The sequence below is a fragment of the uncultured Martelella sp. genome (assembly GCF_963677965.2).
Classification (GTDB): domain Bacteria; phylum Pseudomonadota; class Alphaproteobacteria; order Rhizobiales; family Rhizobiaceae; genus Martelella; species Martelella mangrovi.
Genome location: NZ_CAXXFM010000002.1, coordinates 273,793 through 292,094 on the forward strand (window position 1 = coordinate 273,793; position 18,302 = coordinate 292,094).

Below are 18,302 nucleotides of genomic sequence, written 5' to 3' on the forward strand. Positions count from 1 at the left end.
TCACCTACCGCTGCTGCGTCATCCTCGGGCTTGCCCCGAGGATCCATGCACGGTTCGTCACGACGAGAGACGGTGTTGGACGGCCCCGATGGCGCAGGCTTTTGGGCGCATTAACCTCGCTCATGTCCTCTGTGATTGGATGCTCGGGTCAAGCCCGAGCATGACACCGTGCAAGTGAAAACGCCATAAACCCGCGCGGCACAGGCCGGCGGGTTTTCAGATTTTCTGGAGTTGTCTTGATACAATGCGCGTAGACCTCTTCGATTTTGATCTTCCGGATGAAAACATTGCGCTTCGCCCCGCAAACCCGCGCGACAGTGCGCGCTTGCTGCTGGTGCGACCCGATCGGGACGAGGGCGTGCTCGAAGATCATGTCGTTTCCGATCTGCCGTCCTTCCTGCGGCCGGGCGATGCACTGGTGTTCAACGATACCAGGGTGATCCCGGCGCAGCTTGAGGGGTTTCGCCACCGTGCCGGCGGCGAGGCGGTTGCGGTCTCCGCGACGCTGCATCTGCGCAAGGCGGACAATATCTGGCATGCTTTCGCGCGGCCCGGAAAACGGATCAAGCCGGGGGACCGGCTGCGTTTTACGGCCCCCGACGGCTCGGCTGTCCTTGAGGCCGACGTTGCGGAAAAGCGGGAAGGGGGCGAGGTCGTGCTATCCTTCAACGCCCGCGGAGCCGCCCTCGACGAAGCGCTGATGCGCGTCGGCCATGTGCCGCTGCCGCCCTATATTGCGTCCAAACGCGCCGAAGACGGCAAGGACCGGGACGATTACCAGACCGTCTATGCCCGCGAGAACGGCGCTGTTGCCGCACCGACGGCCGGGCTGCATTTCACCCCACGGCTTCTGCAGGCGCTGAAGGAAGCCGGGGTCGAGCAGCATTTCGTCACGCTTCATGTCGGGGCGGGCACGTTCCTGCCGGTCAAGGCCGATGATACCGACGACCATACGATGCATTTCGAACGCGGCATCGTGACGCCGGAGACGGCCGAAGCGCTGAATGCCGTGAAGGCGCGGGGCGGGCGCATCGTCTCGGTCGGCACGACGTCGTTGCGGCTCCTGGAAAGTGCCGTGACAGACGATGGCGAAATCGGCGCGTGGGAGGGCGAAACCGGCATTTTCATCACGCCGGGCTATAGCTTCCGCGCCGTCGACATGCTGATGACCAATTTCCACCTGCCGAAATCGACGCTGTTCATGCTGGTTTCGGCTTTTTGCGGGCTGGAGACGATGCGCGCGGCCTATGCCCATGCCATCGAAACCGGCTATCGTTTTTATTCCTACGGCGATTCCAGCCTGCTGTTCAGGAAAGACTGATGAGCGAAGACTTCCGTTTCACGCTGAAGAACACCGACGGCGATGCCCGTCTCGGTGAAATCACGATGCCGCGCGGACAAATCCGCACGCCGGCCTTCATGCCCGTTGGCACCGCCGGCACGGTGAAGGCGATGTATCTCGATCAGGTGCGCGATCTCGGCGCGGACATCATTCTCGGCAATACCTATCATCTGATGTTGCGGCCCGGTGCGGAGCGGGTGGCGCGGCTTGGCGGCCTGCATTCGCTGATCCGCTGGCCGCATCCGATCCTGACAGATTCCGGCGGGTTTCAGGTGATGTCGCTGGCAGCGCTCCGGGAAATCGACGAGAAGAAGGGCGTGACCTTCAAATCGCATATCGATGGCAGTGTTCATCATATGAGCCCGGAGCGGTCGATCGAGATCCAGGGGCTGTTGGGCTCCGACATCCAGATGCAGCTGGATGAATGCGTGCGCCTGCCGGCGGAACGGCCGGAAATCGAAAAATCGACGGAAATGTCGCTGCGCTGGGCCGAGCGCTGCCGCGAGGCCTTCGGCGATCAACCCGGCAAGGCCATGTTCGGCATTGTTCAGGGCGGCGATATTCCCGACCTGCGCATCCGTTCGGCACGCGGACTGGCCGGGCTCGACCTCAAGGGTTACGCCGTCGGCGGCCTTGCGGTGGGAGAACCGCAGGATGTCATGCTGGATATGCTGGAGACCACGCTGCCCGAACTGCCGGCGCAAAAGCCGCGCTATCTCATGGGTGTGGGAACGCCGGACGATATCCTGAAATCAGTCGCGCGCGGTATCGACATGTTCGACTGCGTGATGCCCACAAGGGCAGGGCGCCACGGTCTTGCCTTCACCCGTCGCGGCAAGGTGAACCTCCGCAATGCCCGACACGCCGAGGATCTGCGCCCCCTCGATGAGGAAAGCGACTGCCCGGCCACCCGCGACTATTCCCGCGCCTATCTGCACCACCTTGTGCGCTCCAATGAATCGCTTGGCGGCATGCTGCTGACCTGGAACAACCTGCATTATTACCAGTATCTGATGCAGGGCATCCGCGCCGCGATTGCAGAGGGGCGATATGCGACGTTCATGGCGGAAACCCAGAACGACTGGGCAAGAGGCGATATCCCGGCGCTTTAATCTCGAAGCCTCGGCAGCTGAGTTGAGGCCAAACCAGGCATTATTGAATTCTTCTGGTTGGAACGGACTGCGTTCTTCAGCCTTTCTGCGGCTGCCCGGAAACATCCGGGCGGTCTATGTCTATGAGATAATCCGAAATTAGAGATACATGTATAAAATGATTTATACATGATATATTAAAATATATTACTTTAATAAAACAAAATATAAGTGTTATTATTGCAACAATAATAACTATAAATCCTTTTAAGTAGAAATTTTATCAAATAAAACTTCCTCCCGAAACGATAATACAACACGATCAGTATGCGCTTGCTTGCGCGTAATTTATGACCCGACTGGTTTGCCCCGATGGGGACTGCATGCGGCAGGGCAACACCCGCTGCAGGGGCGCAGGGCGGGTTACCGTCGGCGCGCTGTGTCGTCGGCCGTTTCTGGGAGACAGCAATGACCACTGTGAAATCGAGATTTCTGCAATCCTCCGCCTATGCGGGGGTCCTGTTGTGCGGGCTGGGGAATGCGGCGCTCGCCGACAAGATCGAATATTATCCGATCAGCACGGACCCGAATGACTGGGACGTGGACCGTCATCCGACCACGTCCTTCACACTGCTGGGCGACTATATGGGCCGGACGAATGTTCTTGCGCTGGAAACGGTCGGCGCCGATGCCGGCGGCACAAGCTACCATCAGTGGGAGGGATATTCGCAGACCACGATTGTTCCACCGGGCGATTCATTCATCGGTGGCGATCTCTATGTGGCAGATGGCTGGCAGAACGGCAGCGACACCGACTATATCCGCACGAGCATGTGGGGCTCGGCCATGACCGACGAAGAGGTCGCGACCGGAAACTATAATGACAATGATGCGGTTTTTCCGATCATCCAGTTTACCAACCGTGACGGGCAGGGGCGGCTTGAAGTCTGGGATACGAACACCAGCAATGGCTGGGTCGACCTTCCCGAAACGGCCGGTCTGATCAATTATGCCGGCTGGAACACGCTTGATATGCGGGTCATGACTAATGTCGACGGGCAGGGCGGCAGCGCCGTTCAGTATTTTTTCAACGGCGAACTGATCTATACGTGGGAACCGGCCCTTTCGGCAGACAGTACAAGCCCCGAACAGTTCTTCGCCATGTATCTGAAGAACCGCAATCACGGTCAAACGGATTTCACGTCTTACTGGTCACGGTTGCTGACCGGCGTGTTTCTGCCCGAAGATATCAACGAGATCGGCAATACGCCTTACGATCTGGCAATCATCAATAATAACGGTCCCGTCACCATTACCCAGGGGGCGGTGCTGAGCGGTTCCGTAACGAGCAGGGGAAATGCGCAGACGCGCCAGGTGCTGAACTTCGAACCGCAGACAACCGTTGAAGGGCATTTCTACGCACAGAACAGCCAGTTGAATTTCGAATCCGGATCCGGCCTGCCCAGCACCACATTCAACAGCGACCTGAACCTCGAAAACTTCTCTGCGACAAGCGGCGGCAGCCTTGAGAACCAGATCCGTATCGGCGGCAATCTGAATGTCGATGGAACCTCCAGGGCCGGCGGCAACCTTGCTGTTTCAGGCAATGCGAACATCGCGGGCACGATTGGCGCCGGAAACTCGATCGGCACGATCACCGTTGGCGGCGATCTCAACCTGGCCTCAAGCTCCTTTGTTGAGGCGGAGGTTGATCTCAGCGGCAATGCTGACCTGATCGCGGTCGGCGGCGTTGCCAATCTGGCCGGCGCAGTCGTGGTCGACACGATCGACGGTTACATTCTGAACCATGACTATGTCATTCTCACCGCAACCGGTGGGCTGAACGGCACGTTCTCGTCATCAGACTCATTGTGGAACAATATCGACAATTATGCCTTTGTTTCTCCTGTTTTAAGCTACGGTCCCAACACGGTGTTCCTGACGATCGAGCGCAATGGCCATTCATTCGCCAACGTTGCCGAAACGCCGAACCAGATTGCCGTGGCCAATGCGCTGGAAACGCTCGGCAGTCTGGCAACGCCGCCGGCGCTTTACAGCGACATCATGCTGAAGATGACCGTCGATGATGCGCCGACGGCCTATAACAGCCTGTCGGGTGAAATCTACGCCTCGAACCAGACGGTGATGATCGACCAGACCCGCTATATTCGGGATGCGGTTTACGGACGTCTGCATCAGGCCTTCGGCGGCCTGTCCGCCTCTTCGGTCGAGGTCATGGCCTATGGACCGAACGATGCCGACATCACCGACGACACCAGCATGGCGCCTGACGATGTCTTCGGCGCCTGGGGCTATGCCTATGGCGGCTGGAGCGATTACGACGGTGACAGCAATACCGGCCCGCTGAAATCTTCGACGGGCGGATTTCTGGCTGGTATCGACGGTGCCATCGGCGACAGCTGGAAGGTTGGTGTTCTGGCCGGCTACGGCTACACATCCTTCGACAACAAGGGGCCGGCCTCCGGCGATACCGACGCCTACACCATCGGCGCTTACAGCGGCGGTGAATGGCCGACGGGCGAAGCGAGCGCCTTCGCTCTCCGCTCGGGCCTGTCCTATACGTGGAATTCGGTATCGGCCGACCGCATCGTCAGTTTCCCGGGCTTCTACGATACGATGTCGAGCGATTACGATGCCGGCGCATTCCAGATCTTCGGCGAACTCGCCTATCGCACCGAAACGGCTGAAAATACCGAAGTCGAGCCTTACGCCAATATCGCCTATGTCGGCTTGAATGCGGACAGCTTCTCCGAAACCGGGGCAACGGCAGCGGCTCTCGGCGTCGCCTCGCAATCAACGAACAGCTATTTCACCACGCTTGGTCTGCGCGCCGCGGCCGCATTCGAAATGATGGGCCAGGGCGGTTCCGAAGCCTATTTCGATATCGGCTGGCGCCATGCCTTCGGCGATATCACACCGACATCGACGGCGGCCTTCGTCGGCAGCGCGCCATTCACCGTTTCCGGTGTTCCGCTTGCCCAGGACGCAGCGCTGATCGGGGCAGGGGTCGACTTTGCCCTCTCCGAACAGGCAACGCTCGGTTTCGGCTACACCGGCCAGTTTGGCGACGGCGTATCGCAGAACAGCATCAATGCACGCCTTGATGTCAGCTTCTGACGGACCCGGCCGTCGAACCTGAAATCGATTCAGTGAGCTGGTTCCACGCGGAAGCAGCTCATTCTTTCTGATGTCAGGCATTGCAGGCAGGTGCTGCAGCGACCGCCGGTCCTGTTTCAAGCAGTCCGCCATAAAATCCTCATCAGGTGGTATTCTCCAACCATTTCAGGAGTTTTCTGACGGCCGGGCTTGGCTCAGGTGGAACAACTGCATGATATCCAAGGGTTTCGGAGGGTTCTGCATAGAGCACAGAAAGGAGCCCGCTATCGATATCGCGTTGAACGAGCGCTCTTGATTGCAGGGAAATACCTTGACCTGCCCTGAGTGCCGAAAGCACCAAAGAATTTGTTGGGTAATGTCGGTGCGTTGCGGCGTTAAACTCGATCCCATGCTTTTCCACCCAACGCATATGCTCCATGCGTCCGGTTTCGAAGAGCCAGCATTGCTCTTTCAAGGATGCAGGATCGTCGCATGTTTTGTCTGAGAACGTGTCAGTCCTCGCGACAACAAGATACTCGCCGGATACGAGATACCGACTTTCGCAATCATCCCAATCGCCGTGTCCATAGCGGATTGCCAGATCCAGCCGCTCATGTTTCATATCCAACACATTCAGGCTTGGAACGAGTTCAATCCGTATCTCCGGATGATCAGACCAGAATTCAGCAAGCCTCGGCATGAGCCAGTTTTCTGCGAATGAGGGCGGTACGGTGACTCTCAGCGGGCGCATCGTCTCTTCGGCAAGCAACAATTCGACAGCGGAGTGGATCGTGCCGAATCCTTCGTGTGTCGCATCAGCCAACTTTTGACCGACTGGTGTCAGCTTGATATCGCGTCCTGTCCGCTCGACAAGAGCCAGTCCCAAACGATTTTCAAGCCCTCTCACATGCTGCCGTATGGCCGCCTCCGTGACATTCAATCCGGTGGCTGCCCTCGAAAAACTCCGATGTGTGGCGACCGCATCAAAGGCGCGCAAAGCAGAAAGCGACGGCATTTTACCCCAATTCATATCGTAGTTTTCCTTTCATAGAGGAAAAATATTTGCCGTGAAATTGGCAGAAAACGACGTAAAACTGAAGATATATCGAAGTTTGAATTCGGAGAGCTTTCATGGAAATACAGACCTGGTTCGCCTTTGCCGGCGCAAGTATTGCCTTGCTGGCCATCCCTGGGCCCGTAGTCATGTTGCTACTGGGCTATACGCTTGGTTATGGACCGAGGGCGGCGGTGGCCGCCGTGCCCGGCGTCATATTGGGCGATTTCACCGCGATGTCGCTGTCGTTACTTGGAGCAGGGGCAATCCTTGCTGCCTCGGCAAGCCTGTTCCTGACGCTGAAACTGGTTGGTGCCGTCTATTTATTGTGGCTGGGTATCAAGCTCTGGAGGGATGATGCGAAGCCCATGACAGCAGTTGGTCGCGCTCCGCTTAAAGGATGGAAAGCATTTGGGAGCGCCTATTGGGTGACGGCACTAAACCCAAAGGACATCGTTTTCTTTGTCGCTTTTCTACCGCAGTTCATCTCTCCGGAACAACCGCTTGTCCCGCAGATCGTCATTATCGAAGCCACATTTCTTAGCCTCGTCTTGTTCAGCAACGCAGTATGGATTCTGCTTGGATCAAAATTATCCCGGTATTTTGGACGGCGCAGTCATATCCGGATCGCAAATAGGGTGGGTGCAGGATGGCTTGTGGGCGCAGGACTGCTTACAGCGGTCAAAGGTTGATTGTGTACCAGCCGTTTCAGGGGGGTGCGTTGGCTAGCATCCGGGATGAAGCGCGCACCTAGCGATCTCAGTATCCCGTCGACTTGCCAACGCTCAGAACAGCGCGTTTCCATTGCCATACATAAATCACATAATGTAGATTATGGAACTTATGTACACTTTGCTGAGTGGATATTTAGGCCTGAAACCGCGTTCACGTGGCTTGTCTGAAGTTGGTAGTCGATTAGACGAAAGCAGATGTGATTGTCAGCGTCTTATTGTCGGCGTCTAACGTTGCCTCAGTACCAATCGGGATCGCCAGCGCGTCAGAGCCGTGTCCTAACGGCAGGCCGCCGAGTATTGGAACGCCAAGCACGCCCAGACGATCCCGTAACACATCAATCACCGTCAATCCTTTGGAAGGCGCAAATTTAGAAAACTGTCCGACAGCAACACCCGCAACACCTTCGAGACATCCAGATTTAATAAGACGGGTCAACGTTCTGTCGATATGGCCGAGGCCTTTCTCGACATCTTCGATCAGCAAAATGGCACCGTCCAGGCTTGGAAGTGCCCAACCGGCCGCTGTTGCTATCATATCCAGATTGCCACCCAGCAGTGCGCCTCTAACCTTTCCGGAGGTTGTCAGCCCAGCGGTGAGTTCGGCTTCATCTGAACGAACGATGGTATCTTCTATGGACGAGATAGCCCGTTCGAATGATTTGGAAGAGGTCTTTCCTGATTGGACCGGGTTCCACGCAGCACCATGTATCCCTGGCACCGCACATTGTTGCCAGATCGAAAGGTGAAGGATGGTAATCTCACTGAAACCGATTAGAATCTTTGGGTCCGCACGCATGGCAGCGAAGTCGATGCCATCCGCGATCCGGTAGGCCCCCTTTCCGCCTCTGGTCGCTACGATGGCGCGGACATAAGGGTCTCGAATGGCATCATTCAGGTCCGAGAGACGGTCCTCATCCCGGCCAGCGAGATAACCTAGACGATCAAGAGCATGAGGCCCGACTTGAGGTTTAAGACCCAGCCGTTCAAGATATTTAACACAGATATCGACGTCGTCCTCGCTCGGGGTGCTCGCTGGCGAGACGAGACGGACGATGTCTCCAGCAACCAATCCTGCCACCTTCGGCTTCCGTGAAAAAACCATCCCGAGATCGTCCACATCAAAACTCTTTCAAGCACAGCGGTCGAACGATTTGTGCCGCTGGATAAATGCCCGGATCGTTACCGCAATGCATTCAAGCGGTTGAAGGCAGCGGTGAAGCCGTTGAGCGAAGCCTGTATGTCGACGCGATCGCTGCCGTCCACCGGCTTTGCCCTGACATGAAGAACACCGCCGTTTTTCAGGCGGTCCAGCATGGCTGCGTCAAACTGGATCGGCACCAGGCAGCCTTGCGGTAAACATGTCGAAAAGCCGAAGGTCGGCCCGTCGCTGTCCGTATCGATCGTCAGCGAGACGCCTTCGGCCAGCGCCAGCCCGAATGGCATGACCAGCACGCCTTGTGCCTGATCGGCAGCCGGAGCATTGAGCTCGACCGTCAGAACCCGCTGTCCGGAATCCTTGGCAACCTGATTGTGAACCATGGCGCAGCGGTCGTTCGTGCCGTCGGAAACACAGGTCACGCGCCAGTCCTGATAGGTCTCGTTCAGCGAACTTGCGCCATCCGGCAAGGCTGCAAATGTCTGACCGACAGGCGCGGCTCCAAACAGGACCGCCGCGATGACGGCTGTAAAACGACGATGCTTCACTGGAAACCTCCCAAAGATGTCTGCTGTATTGTTGCATTGGCATTCACGGGCGCACCGGAACATCAATAATTCACGTGTAAGCATAGCATGATTCGCCGACAGCGCCATTCGATGAAATCCACCTTTGGTTGTTGTCATGGGAAAATGCGACTGATTTTATCCCCGGCGAAATTGAAATTCATCCGGGCCGTGCTTGCATGCGCGCGGCTTCGTGGCCATAGTCGCGGCAAATCCCGAAACGAGCAGCCTCAGACAGGAGCTCCCATCAATGTCCTCTGATCTGGACAGAACCGGCCGACATGGCGGCGCGGGAGGTGATCATCGCCCTCACCCGCAAGTCCCTGATATTCATGCAATTCTCGGTGACGACAAGCCAAAGAGACGGTTCGGTATTCCCTGGGGCTGGATGATTGCCGTTATTGTGCTCGCCGGCGCCGGTTATACCGGTTACCGGTATCTGTCCTCAGGCGATATCCAGATCGTGTCGGCAAAGCCGAGCTACGTCACCGACGAGGTCAAGCGTGGCCCCATGACCGTGACGGTTGCCGCGACCGGCGCGATCGAGCCGACCGAGCGGGTTGATATTTCGAGCGAGCTTTCCGGCACGGTCAAATCCGTTCTGGTCGATTTCAATTCCGAGGTGAAAGCCGGTGAGGTTCTGCTCGCGCTGGAAACCGACGAACTGAAAGCCGACATACTGAGTGCCAAGGCCCGGCTTGCCGCGGCAGAAGCCGATGTTGCAGCCGCCAAGTCGGATCTCGAATCGGCCAAGGCCACGATGGAGCGCACCAGAACGCTGGCCGAGCGTGATGTGGCGCCGCGCCAGGAGCTTGAAGACGCCGAGTTCGCCCATGCCGCAGCGCAGGCCGAAGAGCAGAGCGCCGAAGCACGGCTTGCCGTTGCCCAGGCAGAGCTGGAACTTGCCCAGCTGCGCCTCAGCAAGGCAACGATCCGCTCTCCCATCGATGGCGTCGTGCTTTACCGCAATGTCGATGTCGGCCAGACGGTCGCGGCCTCGCTGGAAGCCCCTACCCTGTTCGTGATTGCCGGTAACCTGACCGAGATGGAACTCAGGGTGAATATCGACGAAGCCGATGTCGGACAGGTCGAACCGGGCCAGAAAGCGACATTCACGGTCGAGGCCTTTCCCGGAAGACGTTTTCCCGCGGAAATCAAGTCGATCCGCTATGCCTCCGAGGTCAACAGCGATGTCGTCACATACAAGGCCGTTCTGGTCGTGGACAATACCGATCGTCTGCTGCGCCAAGGCATGACCGCGACCGCCGACATTCTTGTCGATGAAAGCGAGGACGCCATTCTGGTGCCGAATGCGGCGCTGCGCTATACACCTGCAGGAGAGGCCGTGGCGCCGCTGGAGGACGACCAGCGCACCGTCTGGCTGCTCAGGAATGGCGAACCTGCGCCGGTTAAGATCACCGTCGGCGCCAGCGATGGTCGTTTTTCGGAGGTGCTGGAGGGCGATCTGCGCACCGGCGACAATGTCATCACCGGTTCCGGTATTCAGGCGAGGTAGGACAATGACGACTGCGCCGCTCATCGAGTTCAGAAATATCTACAAGACCTACGGCGCCGGCGAAGCCGAGATCGTCGCGCTGAACGGCGTCGACCTTTCCATACAGGCGGGCGAATTCGTCTCGATCATGGGGCCGTCGGGGTCGGGAAAATCGACCGCCATGAATATTCTCGGCTGGCTGGACCGGCCCACCAGCGGTCAGTTCTTCTTTCAGGGGGTGGACACAACCGAACTCAAGGCCGCCAAGCTGACGCTGCTGCGCCGGCATCTGCTGGCCTTCGTTTTCCAGCGTTATAACCTGCTGCCGCGGTCTTCGGCGCTCGAGAATGTCGAACTGCCGCTGATCTATCGCGGCATCGGCAGGCGGGAGCGGCGTGAACGGGCGGAACTCGCCCTCTCCCAGGTCGGGCTCGCCGACCGGCTTGACCAGCGCACCCAGGAACTGTCCGGCGGCCAGCAGCAACGCGTGGCGATTGCCCGCGCGCTGATCACCGAACCTGCCGTTCTGCTTGCCGATGAACCGACCGGCAGCCTCGATACCCGCACCAGCAACGAGACCATGGAACTGATCACCGGCCTCAATACCGAACTCGGCATCACCGTGGTCATGGTCACTCATGAGGAGAACGTGGCGCGTTATGCCAGCCGCCGTGTGCAGTTCATCGATGGCATGCTGGAACGCGGTTTCCGCCCCGGGCGCAGCGAAAGACAGGAGAACGGCAATGTTTCTTGAGATGCTCAAGCTCGCTCTCCGCGCTGTCCGTCGCAACCTGCTGCGCTCGTTTCTCACCGTTCTCGGTGTCGTCATCGGCGTTTCCGCCGTGATCGCCATGGTCACGATCGGCAACGGAACGGCCGAGCAAGTCCGCAGCGAAATTGCCCGTCTGGGCACCGATGTGCTGTTCGTCAGGCCCGGCCAGCGCGCGCCGGGCGCGCCGGCTGAAGCCGCCAAGGGCTTCAGCGAGCGCGATATCGCCGCGCTGCGCAACCAGGTTCCCGGTCTTCGCGCCGTGGCACCGCAGAATGTTTCGACCGTGACCGTCGTTGCCGAGGGCGAAAACCGCCGAACCACCGTGATCGGTACGAATGACGATTTCCTCGCGGCCCAGGACTGGACGATTGCCAACGGCCGTGATTTTTCAAGCGCTGCCGCCGGCGGCAGCGGCGATACGGCCTGCATTCTCGGCGAAACCGTCCGGCAGGAGCTTTTCGGAGAAAACGATCCGGTCGGCAAAAACGTGCGCGTCGGCAATGTGTCCTGTGCGGTGATTGGCACGCTCAGGGAAAAAGGCGAAAGCAGCATGGGGCGCGACCAGGACGATATCGTGCTGATGCCGATCAGCGCCTTTCAGCGCCGCGTCGGCGGCGACAGCTATATCGAAAGCATTCTGCTGGCCGCGCGTGACGGCGTATCGACCGGGCAGGTGGAAGCCGATGTCAATGCGCTGCTGCGCCAGCGCCGCAATATTCAGCCCGGTCGCGCCAGCGATTTCGAGGTCAACGACATGACCGAAATCGCCAATGCGGTCACCGGCACAAAAAGCCATCTGACCGGCATGCTGGCCGCCGTTGCGGCCGTCAGCCTGCTTGTCGGTGGCATCGGCATCATGAACATCATGCTGGTGTCGGTCACCGAACGCACCCGCGAAATCGGGCTCAGGCTCACCGTCGGCGCTCTGGAACGGCATGTGCTGCTGCAATTCATCGTCGAGGCCGTCGTGCTGTCATTGCTCGGTGGCCTTGCCGGTGTGATCATCGGCCTCGGCGTTGCCTATGCGGCCGTACAGTATCTGGCGGTGCCTTTCGTCGTCGCTCCCACGATGATCTTGGGCGCCTTCGCCTTTTCAGCGCTGATCGGCATCATCTTTGGCTATTTCCCGGCCCGCCGTGCCGCCCGGATGAACCCGATCGAAGCTTTGCGCTACGAATAGAAACAGCGGAAGCCGGGGTTTTCCGGTTTCCGCTGCAAATCTCATCTTGAAGTCAAAAGCAGGCTTTGTTCAGCCGACGAATGCGCGCTCGATCACGAAATCAGACGGCTTGTTGTTGGCGCCCTCGTCCATGCCGGCGGCTTCCAGAAGCGCCTTGGTGTCTTTCAGCATTTCGGCCGAGCCGCAGATCATGCCGCGATCGGTTTCCGGGTTGAGCGGCGGCAGACCGAGGTCTTCAAACAGCTTGCCGCTGGCAATCAGATCGGTAATCCGGCCGGTGTGCTCGTAAGCCTCGCGCGTGACCGAGGCGTAATGGGTCAGCTTGTCGCCGACCAGTTCGCTCAACAGTTCGTCGCTGCGGATCTCCTTGACGAGATCCAGACCGTACTGAAGTTCGGCGACCTCGCGGCAGGTATGGGTGAGGATCACCTCGTCGAATTTCTCGTAGGTTTCCGGTTCGCGGATCAGGCTGGCGAACGGCGCGATACCGGTTCCGGTCGAAAACATGTAAAGCCGCTTGGCCGGCGTCAGCGCGTCAAGCACCAGCGTGCCGGTCGGCTTCTTGCGCATCAGGATAATATCGCCGACCTCGATCTTCTGGAGATGCTGTGTCAGCGGGCCATCGGGCACCTTGATCGAGAAGAATTCCAGTTCCTCCGCCCAGGACGGGCTTGCAATCGAATAGGCGCGATAGACCGGTTTGCCGCCGACCATCAGGCCGATCATGGCGAATTCGCCGGAGCGGAAACGAAAGCCGTCCGGCCGTGTCATCGTAAAACTGAACAGGTGGTCGGTATAGTGTTTTACGCTCAGAACTTTCTCACCGTAGACTCCGGCGGGCAGTGTGGCGGCAAATTCCTCGGTCTTGGCTTGCACATTCATGTTGACGTCTCGTCCTGTCTGCTGAACGCCGGGATGGAACCGGCACAATCATAAAATCCACCTATTCGTGAAGTTCTAAGCGCTCAAATAATACTCCGCGCAAAATAATGCAAAGGCGCTTGCCTCAAAAAACTTGTCACGATGCATCATATTTTTGCGACGCGGCGCCATGTGTAGCCGCCGGAAGCGGTCGATGGCCGGGTCGCGGGCTGGTAGTGGCGGTTGACGGATGGAAGCCGCCCGGCTTTCAAACGCCGGATCGTCGTCTCGTTTTCCACGGTGAAACTGTCGAACCCGCAGCGCAGCATATAGACCAGCGGATCGATCAGCACATCGCCAACGGCCCGTATCTCGCCTTCATAGCCAAGCCGCTCGCGCAGCACCGTGGCTTGCGAAAACGCCCGTCCGTCATTGAAGGCCGGAAAGGTCAGCGCAATGATCTCGATACGGTCGAGCAGGGGTGCGAGTGCGACCGGATCGTCGAAGGGACCGAGGACGACTCCTGCCCCTTCATTGCCGGCCAGCCCGTTTTCCACGACCTCCGCAAAGGGAACAAGCGCGCGTTCGCCCTCACCCGCCTTGCGGTCCTCGGTTTCGATCACCCAGGGATCGTTTTCAACAAAACCTGTTTCTTTCCAGATGGCACTCATCGTCTGTTCCTCACGCGGCCTTGGCTTTTTCAGGGTAAAGCGCATCCTTGAAGGGTTGCATGCCAAGCCTGCGATACGCATCAATAAATGTTTCCGACTTGCTGCTTCTCAGGCTGAGATAGGTGTCGACGATGGTCTCGACTGCATCGGCAACCTTGTCCGGTTCGAAACCGCGGCCGATGATCTGCCCGATCGACGTATTCTCATCGCCCGATCCGCCAAGCGTGATCTGGTAAAGCTCCGCGCCCTTCTTTTCCACGCCCAGAAGCCCGATATGGCCGACATGGTGGTGGCCGCAGGCATTGATGCAGCCGGAAATCTTGATCTTCAGATCACCGATTTCCGCCTGACGCTCGGGATTGTCGAAACGCTCGGAAATCTGCTGGGCAACGGGGATCGACCGCGCATTGGCAAGCGCGCAGTAATCCAGCCCCGGACAGGCAATCATATCGGTGATCAGACCGGCATTGCCGGTTTCCAGCCCGGCCTCTTTCAGGGCCGCGTAAACGGCCGGCAGATCGGCGCGCGCCACATGCGGCAGGATCAGGTTCTGCTCGTGGCTGACGCGGATTTCATCGAAACCGTAGCGCTCGGCGATATCGGCAACCGCTTCCATCTGGCTGTCGGTGGCATCGCCCGGAATGCCGCCGATCGGCTTCAGCGAGATCGTGACCATGGCATAGTCGTTGCGCTTGTGCGCCGCGGTGTTGCGGGTCAGCCAGTTGATATAGCCGGCGTCTGCGGTGTCGGCCCGGTCACGCTCGCGCTCCGGCAGGTCCGGCAGGGCGAAATAGGAGCGGATTGCCGCAACATCGGCCTCCGGCAGAGCGAGTTCGCCATCCTGTTTCAGCGCTTCGAATTCGCGCTCGATATCGGCCTTCAATTCGTCGAGACCGGTTTCGTGAACGAGGATCTTGATCCGCGCCTTGTACTTGTTGTCGCGGCGGCCATTCAGGTTGTAAACGCGCAGGATCGCGGTCGTATAGGCCAGAAGGTCCTCTTCCGGCAGGAAATCGCGCACCTTCTTGCCGATCATCGGCGTGCGCCCCTGTCCGCCGCCGATAAAGACGGTAAAGCCGAGTTCGCCGGCCTCGTTCTTCTTCAGGTGAAGGCCGATATCGTGCACCTGGATCGCCGCCCGGTCGCGCTCGGCGCCAGTCACGGCAATCTTGAACTTGCGCGGCAGGAAGGAAAATTCAGGGTGCAGCGACGACCATTGCCGCAGGATTTCGGCATAGGGGCGCGGGTCGGCCACCTCGTCGGCGGCAGCGCCTGAAAAATGGTCGGCCGTTACATTGCGGATGCAATTGCCCGATGTCTGGATCGCGTGCATCTCGACGCTGGCCAGATCCTCCAGAATGGCGGGGATGTCCGCAAGCTTCGGCCAGTTGTACTGGATGTTCTGGCGTGTGGTGAAATGACCATATCCGCGGTCGTATTTGCGCGCGATATGGGCGAGCATCCGCATCTGCGCCGCATTCATCGTGCCGTAGGGCACGGCAACGCGCAGCATATAGGCGTGAAGCTGGAGATAGACGCCGTTCATCAGCCGCAGCGGCTTGAACTGGTCCTCGGTGATTTCGCCCGAAAGCCTGCGCTCCACCTGATCGGCGAACTGCGCAGTCCTCTGCCTTACGAAATCATGGTCGAATTCGTCGTAGCGATACATCGGTCTCAGGCCTCCACGCGTTCGGGGCTGGCAAAGGAATAGCCGGCGGCATAGGGAATTGTCGGGCCTTCGGCGCGGATGCGCTCACGCAGGCGAACAGGCCATATCCGGCCGTCCGGTCGCTCCTCGACATCGATGATATCGACATCGACGATCATGTTGGCGGAGAAGTCGCGCTTCCCGATTTCGTCGAGGCTGTCGATTGCCGCATCGTGGCGGGCGACCAGTGCGTGCTGCAGGTCTTCCGTCCAGCGGCCGTTCGCGTCGAGCCAGACAGCAATACCATCGGTCAGGCGATTGGCGGTCAGAACCTTAGCTGAGGTTTTCGCGGACATGAGCAGCTCCTGTCTTCGGGGTGAAGGCGGTGTTGTTGTTGAGCGCAAGCGCGCTCGACTGTTCGAGGCTGGCGCCGGCAACGGCATCGCCGATGATGACCATGACCGGTCCGGTCAGGTCTTCGCGCGCCTCCAGATCGGCCAGTTCGGAAAGGACGCCGTGAAACAGCCGCCGGTTCTTGCGGCTGGCATTTTCAACGACGGCGATGGTGGTATCGGCGGGCACCCCCGCCTCCTGCAACCGGGCGCCAAGCTTGGCGGCTACGGAACGGCCCATATAGACGGCAATGGTGGCACCCCGGACCGCAAGCGCGGCCCAGTCCGGCAAGGTTTCACCATTAAGGTCGTGGCCGGTCGTAAAAACCAGCGTGGATGCAACGCCGCGCAAGGTCATCGGCAGGCCGAAATCGGCGGCAGCGGCGGAGGCCGACGTGATGCCGGGAACAACCTCATAGGAAACGCCCGCCGCGCGCAGCGCCGCCATTTCCTCGCCGGCGCGGCCGAAGATCAGCGGATCGCCGGATTTCAGCCGCACGACGCGCTTACCTTCCCTGGCAAGAGAGACCAGCAGGTCATTGATTTCGTTCTGGGACTTTGAGTGGCAATTCTTGCGCTTGCCAACGGCGATGCGTTCGGCATCCCGACGGCCCATATCGACAACAGCCTGCGGCACCAGCGCATCATGGGCAATCACATCGGCTTCCATCAGCAACCGATGGGCGCGGATGGTCAGCAGGTCTTCAGCCCCCGGCCCGGCGCCCACGAGCGCAACATGGCCCGCAACGGACGAACCGTCGGCGATGATTTCATCAGCAAGACATTCGGCTTCAAGCAGCCTGCCCTTGTCGACGGCATTGGCAACGGAGCCGTTGAAGAACCGCGACCAGAAGGCCCTGCGGGCGGCGCCGCGCGGGATATTCACATCCACCTTGTCACGCAGGCGGTTGGCAAGGCGGGCGAGCGGTCCCAGCGAGCGCGGCAGAATGGTATCGATCTGTGCGCGGATCATCTGCGCCAGAACGGGTCCTGCGCCTTCCGTGCCGATGGCAACGGCGACCGGCGGACGGGCAACCAGTGCCGGCGTATAGAAATCGCAGTCTTCCTTCTGGTCGACGGCGTTGACGGGGATGGACAGCGCCCGCGCCGTTTCGGAAATCAGGTGGTCCTGCTCGGCTTCGCCGGTTGCGGCAAAGGCCAGAACCGAACCGTCCAGCTGCGCAGCCTCGAAACCGGCCTTGACCAGTACGTAGCCGTTTTCCGCCAGATAAGCCGCATAATCTTCAGCGGGATCATCCGCATAGGCTGTAATGGCGGCACTGGTTTTCACCATCAGTCGCGTCTTGGCAAAGGCCTCTTCGCCATTGCCGAATATCGCAACCTTGCGGTTTTCGACCCGGAAAAAAGCCGGGAATGTTGTCAGCAGTTCGTCTTTCGCGACCATTGCGGGCAGTCCTTTCACGATTGCCCGAATAATCGCTTCGTTTGTCCGGCGATTGAAGAAACGAAAATGCGTCGCCTGTATGCGGGGAAACATTTCATTCCTCAATTTTTCACCAATGGCAGTAAATTTGACCGGAACCGCATTCGCCGGCATTTGCGCTGATGGATGAATATGCCAATACTGCGATCAAAATTGGAAAAAACGGGAACCTGCTTCGTGCAAGACAGCAAACTGACGGACCGACTGCTTTCGGTCATTGAAAACGACATTCTGCCGCTTACCGAACGCGGCGTAGACAGCGGTAACAAGGTTTTTGGCGCGGCAATTCTGCGCAAATCCGATTTGTCGCTGGTGATCGCCGGCACCAATGACGAAACCACCAATCCGCTCTGGCATGGTGAGGTGAAGACGCTGAATCAGTTTTACGAACTGCCCTCCCCGCCGCCGACAAGCGAGCTTCTGTTCCTGTCGACGCATGAACCCTGCACCATGTGCATGTCGGCGATCACCTGGGCCGGGTTCGATAACTACTACTATTTCTTCAGCCATGAAGATTCCCGCGACAGTTTCGGCATTCCGCATGACCTGAAGATCATGAAGGAACTCTACGGGCTGGAACCCGGCGGCTATCGCCGCAGCAATGCGTTCTTCACCGCGCATTCCATTGTTCAGATGGCAGAGGACACCACGGGCCCCACGCAAACGCAGTTGATGAAGCGCATCGACGCGATCAGGCACCGCTATGCCCTTGCGTCGGACATCTACCAGTCGCATAAGAATACAACCGGCATTCCGCTCGGCTGAGAAATCTTGTTCAC

The 18,302-nt window shown here is 58.8% G+C and carries 16 protein-coding genes; 8 read left to right on the forward strand and 8 right to left on the reverse strand.

Features of this window, described 5'->3' with window-relative positions:
- Positions 1-244: 244 nt before the first annotated feature.
- The 3 genes from queA (at position 245) to ACHZCU_RS18575 (ending at position 5,571) form a co-directional block, all read left to right on the forward strand.
- Entirely contained in the window at positions 245-1,321 is a 1,077-nt protein-coding gene (gene queA / locus ACHZCU_RS18565) for a tRNA preQ1(34) S-adenosylmethionine ribosyltransferase-isomerase QueA (protein WP_319520030.1), read from the forward strand.
- Positions 1,321-2,454 (forward strand): tRNA guanosine(34) transglycosylase Tgt, encoded by a 1,134-nt coding sequence (gene tgt, locus ACHZCU_RS18570; protein ID WP_319520031.1) that lies wholly within the window; start codon positions 1,321-1,323, stop codon positions 2,452-2,454. Before queA ends, tgt begins: the two co-directional genes overlap by 1 nt.
- 447 nt (positions 2,455-2,901) lie before the next feature.
- Positions 2,902-5,571 (forward strand): autotransporter domain-containing protein, encoded by a 2,670-nt coding sequence (locus tag ACHZCU_RS18575; RefSeq protein ID WP_319520032.1) that lies wholly within the window; start codon positions 2,902-2,904, stop codon positions 5,569-5,571.
- Between the two features lie 142 nt (positions 5,572-5,713).
- Here ACHZCU_RS18575 and ACHZCU_RS18580 read toward each other — a convergent pair whose 3' ends face one another.
- Complete coding sequence (locus tag ACHZCU_RS18580) at positions 5,714-6,580, reverse strand: LysR family transcriptional regulator (protein ID WP_319520033.1); 867 nt, start codon at positions 6,578-6,580, stop codon at positions 5,714-5,716.
- A 101-nt stretch (positions 6,581-6,681) separates the two neighbouring features.
- Between ACHZCU_RS18580 and ACHZCU_RS18585 the strand changes: the two genes are divergently transcribed.
- The gene (locus tag ACHZCU_RS18585) at positions 6,682-7,296 is read left to right on the forward strand and encodes a LysE family translocator (protein WP_106305324.1); all 615 of its coding nucleotides are present in this window, start codon (positions 6,682-6,684) and stop codon (positions 7,294-7,296) included.
- A 223-nt stretch (positions 7,297-7,519) separates the two neighbouring features.
- Here the strand turns inward: ACHZCU_RS18585 and ACHZCU_RS18590 are convergent, their stop codons facing one another.
- Both ACHZCU_RS18590 and ACHZCU_RS18595 read right to left on the reverse strand, forming a co-directional pair.
- Positions 7,520-8,455 carry an LD-carboxypeptidase gene (locus ACHZCU_RS18590; protein ID WP_319520034.1) on the reverse strand — a complete coding sequence of 312 codons (936 nt, stop codon included), beginning with the start codon at positions 8,453-8,455 and terminating at the stop codon, positions 7,520-7,522.
- A gap of 62 nt (positions 8,456-8,517) precedes the next feature.
- Entirely contained in the window at positions 8,518-9,042 is a 525-nt protein-coding gene (locus tag ACHZCU_RS18595; protein ID WP_319520035.1) for an invasion associated locus B family protein, read from the reverse strand.
- Between the two features lie 268 nt (positions 9,043-9,310).
- Between ACHZCU_RS18595 and ACHZCU_RS18600 the strand changes: the two genes are divergently transcribed.
- The 3 genes from ACHZCU_RS18600 to ACHZCU_RS18610 are packed head-to-tail and all read left to right on the forward strand — an operon-like array spanning position 9,311 to position 12,507.
- Positions 9,311-10,576: an efflux RND transporter periplasmic adaptor subunit gene (locus ACHZCU_RS18600; protein WP_319520036.1), complete on the forward strand. Its 1,266-nt coding sequence runs from the start codon at positions 9,311-9,313 to the stop codon at positions 10,574-10,576.
- 4 nt (positions 10,577-10,580) lie between these two features.
- Complete coding sequence (locus ACHZCU_RS18605; protein ID WP_106305335.1) at positions 10,581-11,309, forward strand: ABC transporter ATP-binding protein; 729 nt, start codon at positions 10,581-10,583, stop codon at positions 11,307-11,309.
- Positions 11,299-12,507 (forward strand): ABC transporter permease, encoded by a 1,209-nt coding sequence (locus tag ACHZCU_RS18610; protein ID WP_319520037.1) that lies wholly within the window; start codon positions 11,299-11,301, stop codon positions 12,505-12,507. Before ACHZCU_RS18605 ends, ACHZCU_RS18610 begins: the two co-directional genes overlap by 11 nt.
- A gap of 69 nt (positions 12,508-12,576) precedes the next feature.
- Here ACHZCU_RS18610 and ACHZCU_RS18615 read toward each other — a convergent pair whose 3' ends face one another.
- From ACHZCU_RS18615 to cysG, 5 genes are all read right to left on the reverse strand, one after another.
- The gene (locus tag ACHZCU_RS18615) at positions 12,577-13,389 is read right to left on the reverse strand and encodes a ferredoxin--NADP reductase (protein ID WP_106305341.1); all 813 of its coding nucleotides are present in this window, start codon (positions 13,387-13,389) and stop codon (positions 12,577-12,579) included.
- A 146-nt stretch (positions 13,390-13,535) separates the two neighbouring features.
- Positions 13,536-14,039: a DUF934 domain-containing protein gene (locus tag ACHZCU_RS18620; RefSeq protein WP_319520038.1), complete on the reverse strand. Its 504-nt coding sequence runs from the start codon at positions 14,037-14,039 to the stop codon at positions 13,536-13,538.
- Positions 14,040-14,049: 10 nt separating this feature from the next.
- Positions 14,050-15,708: a nitrite/sulfite reductase gene (locus ACHZCU_RS18625; RefSeq protein WP_319520039.1), complete on the reverse strand. Its 1,659-nt coding sequence runs from the start codon at positions 15,706-15,708 to the stop codon at positions 14,050-14,052.
- Between the two features lie 5 nt (positions 15,709-15,713).
- Positions 15,714-16,043 carry a DUF2849 domain-containing protein gene (locus ACHZCU_RS18630; RefSeq protein ID WP_319520040.1) on the reverse strand — a complete coding sequence of 110 codons (330 nt, stop codon included), beginning with the start codon at positions 16,041-16,043 and terminating at the stop codon, positions 15,714-15,716.
- Positions 16,021-17,484, reverse strand: coding sequence for a siroheme synthase CysG (cysG, locus tag ACHZCU_RS18635; RefSeq protein WP_319520041.1), 1,464 nt, complete (start codon positions 17,482-17,484; stop codon positions 16,021-16,023). The genes ACHZCU_RS18630 and cysG overlap by 23 nt, the downstream gene beginning before the upstream one ends.
- Positions 17,485-17,700: 216 nt before the next feature.
- On the opposite strand from cysG, the gene ACHZCU_RS18640 reads away from it, so the two are divergent.
- Positions 17,701-18,288, forward strand: coding sequence for a nucleoside deaminase (locus ACHZCU_RS18640; protein ID WP_319520042.1), 588 nt, complete (start codon positions 17,701-17,703; stop codon positions 18,286-18,288).
- Positions 18,289-18,302 lie beyond the last annotated feature (14 nt).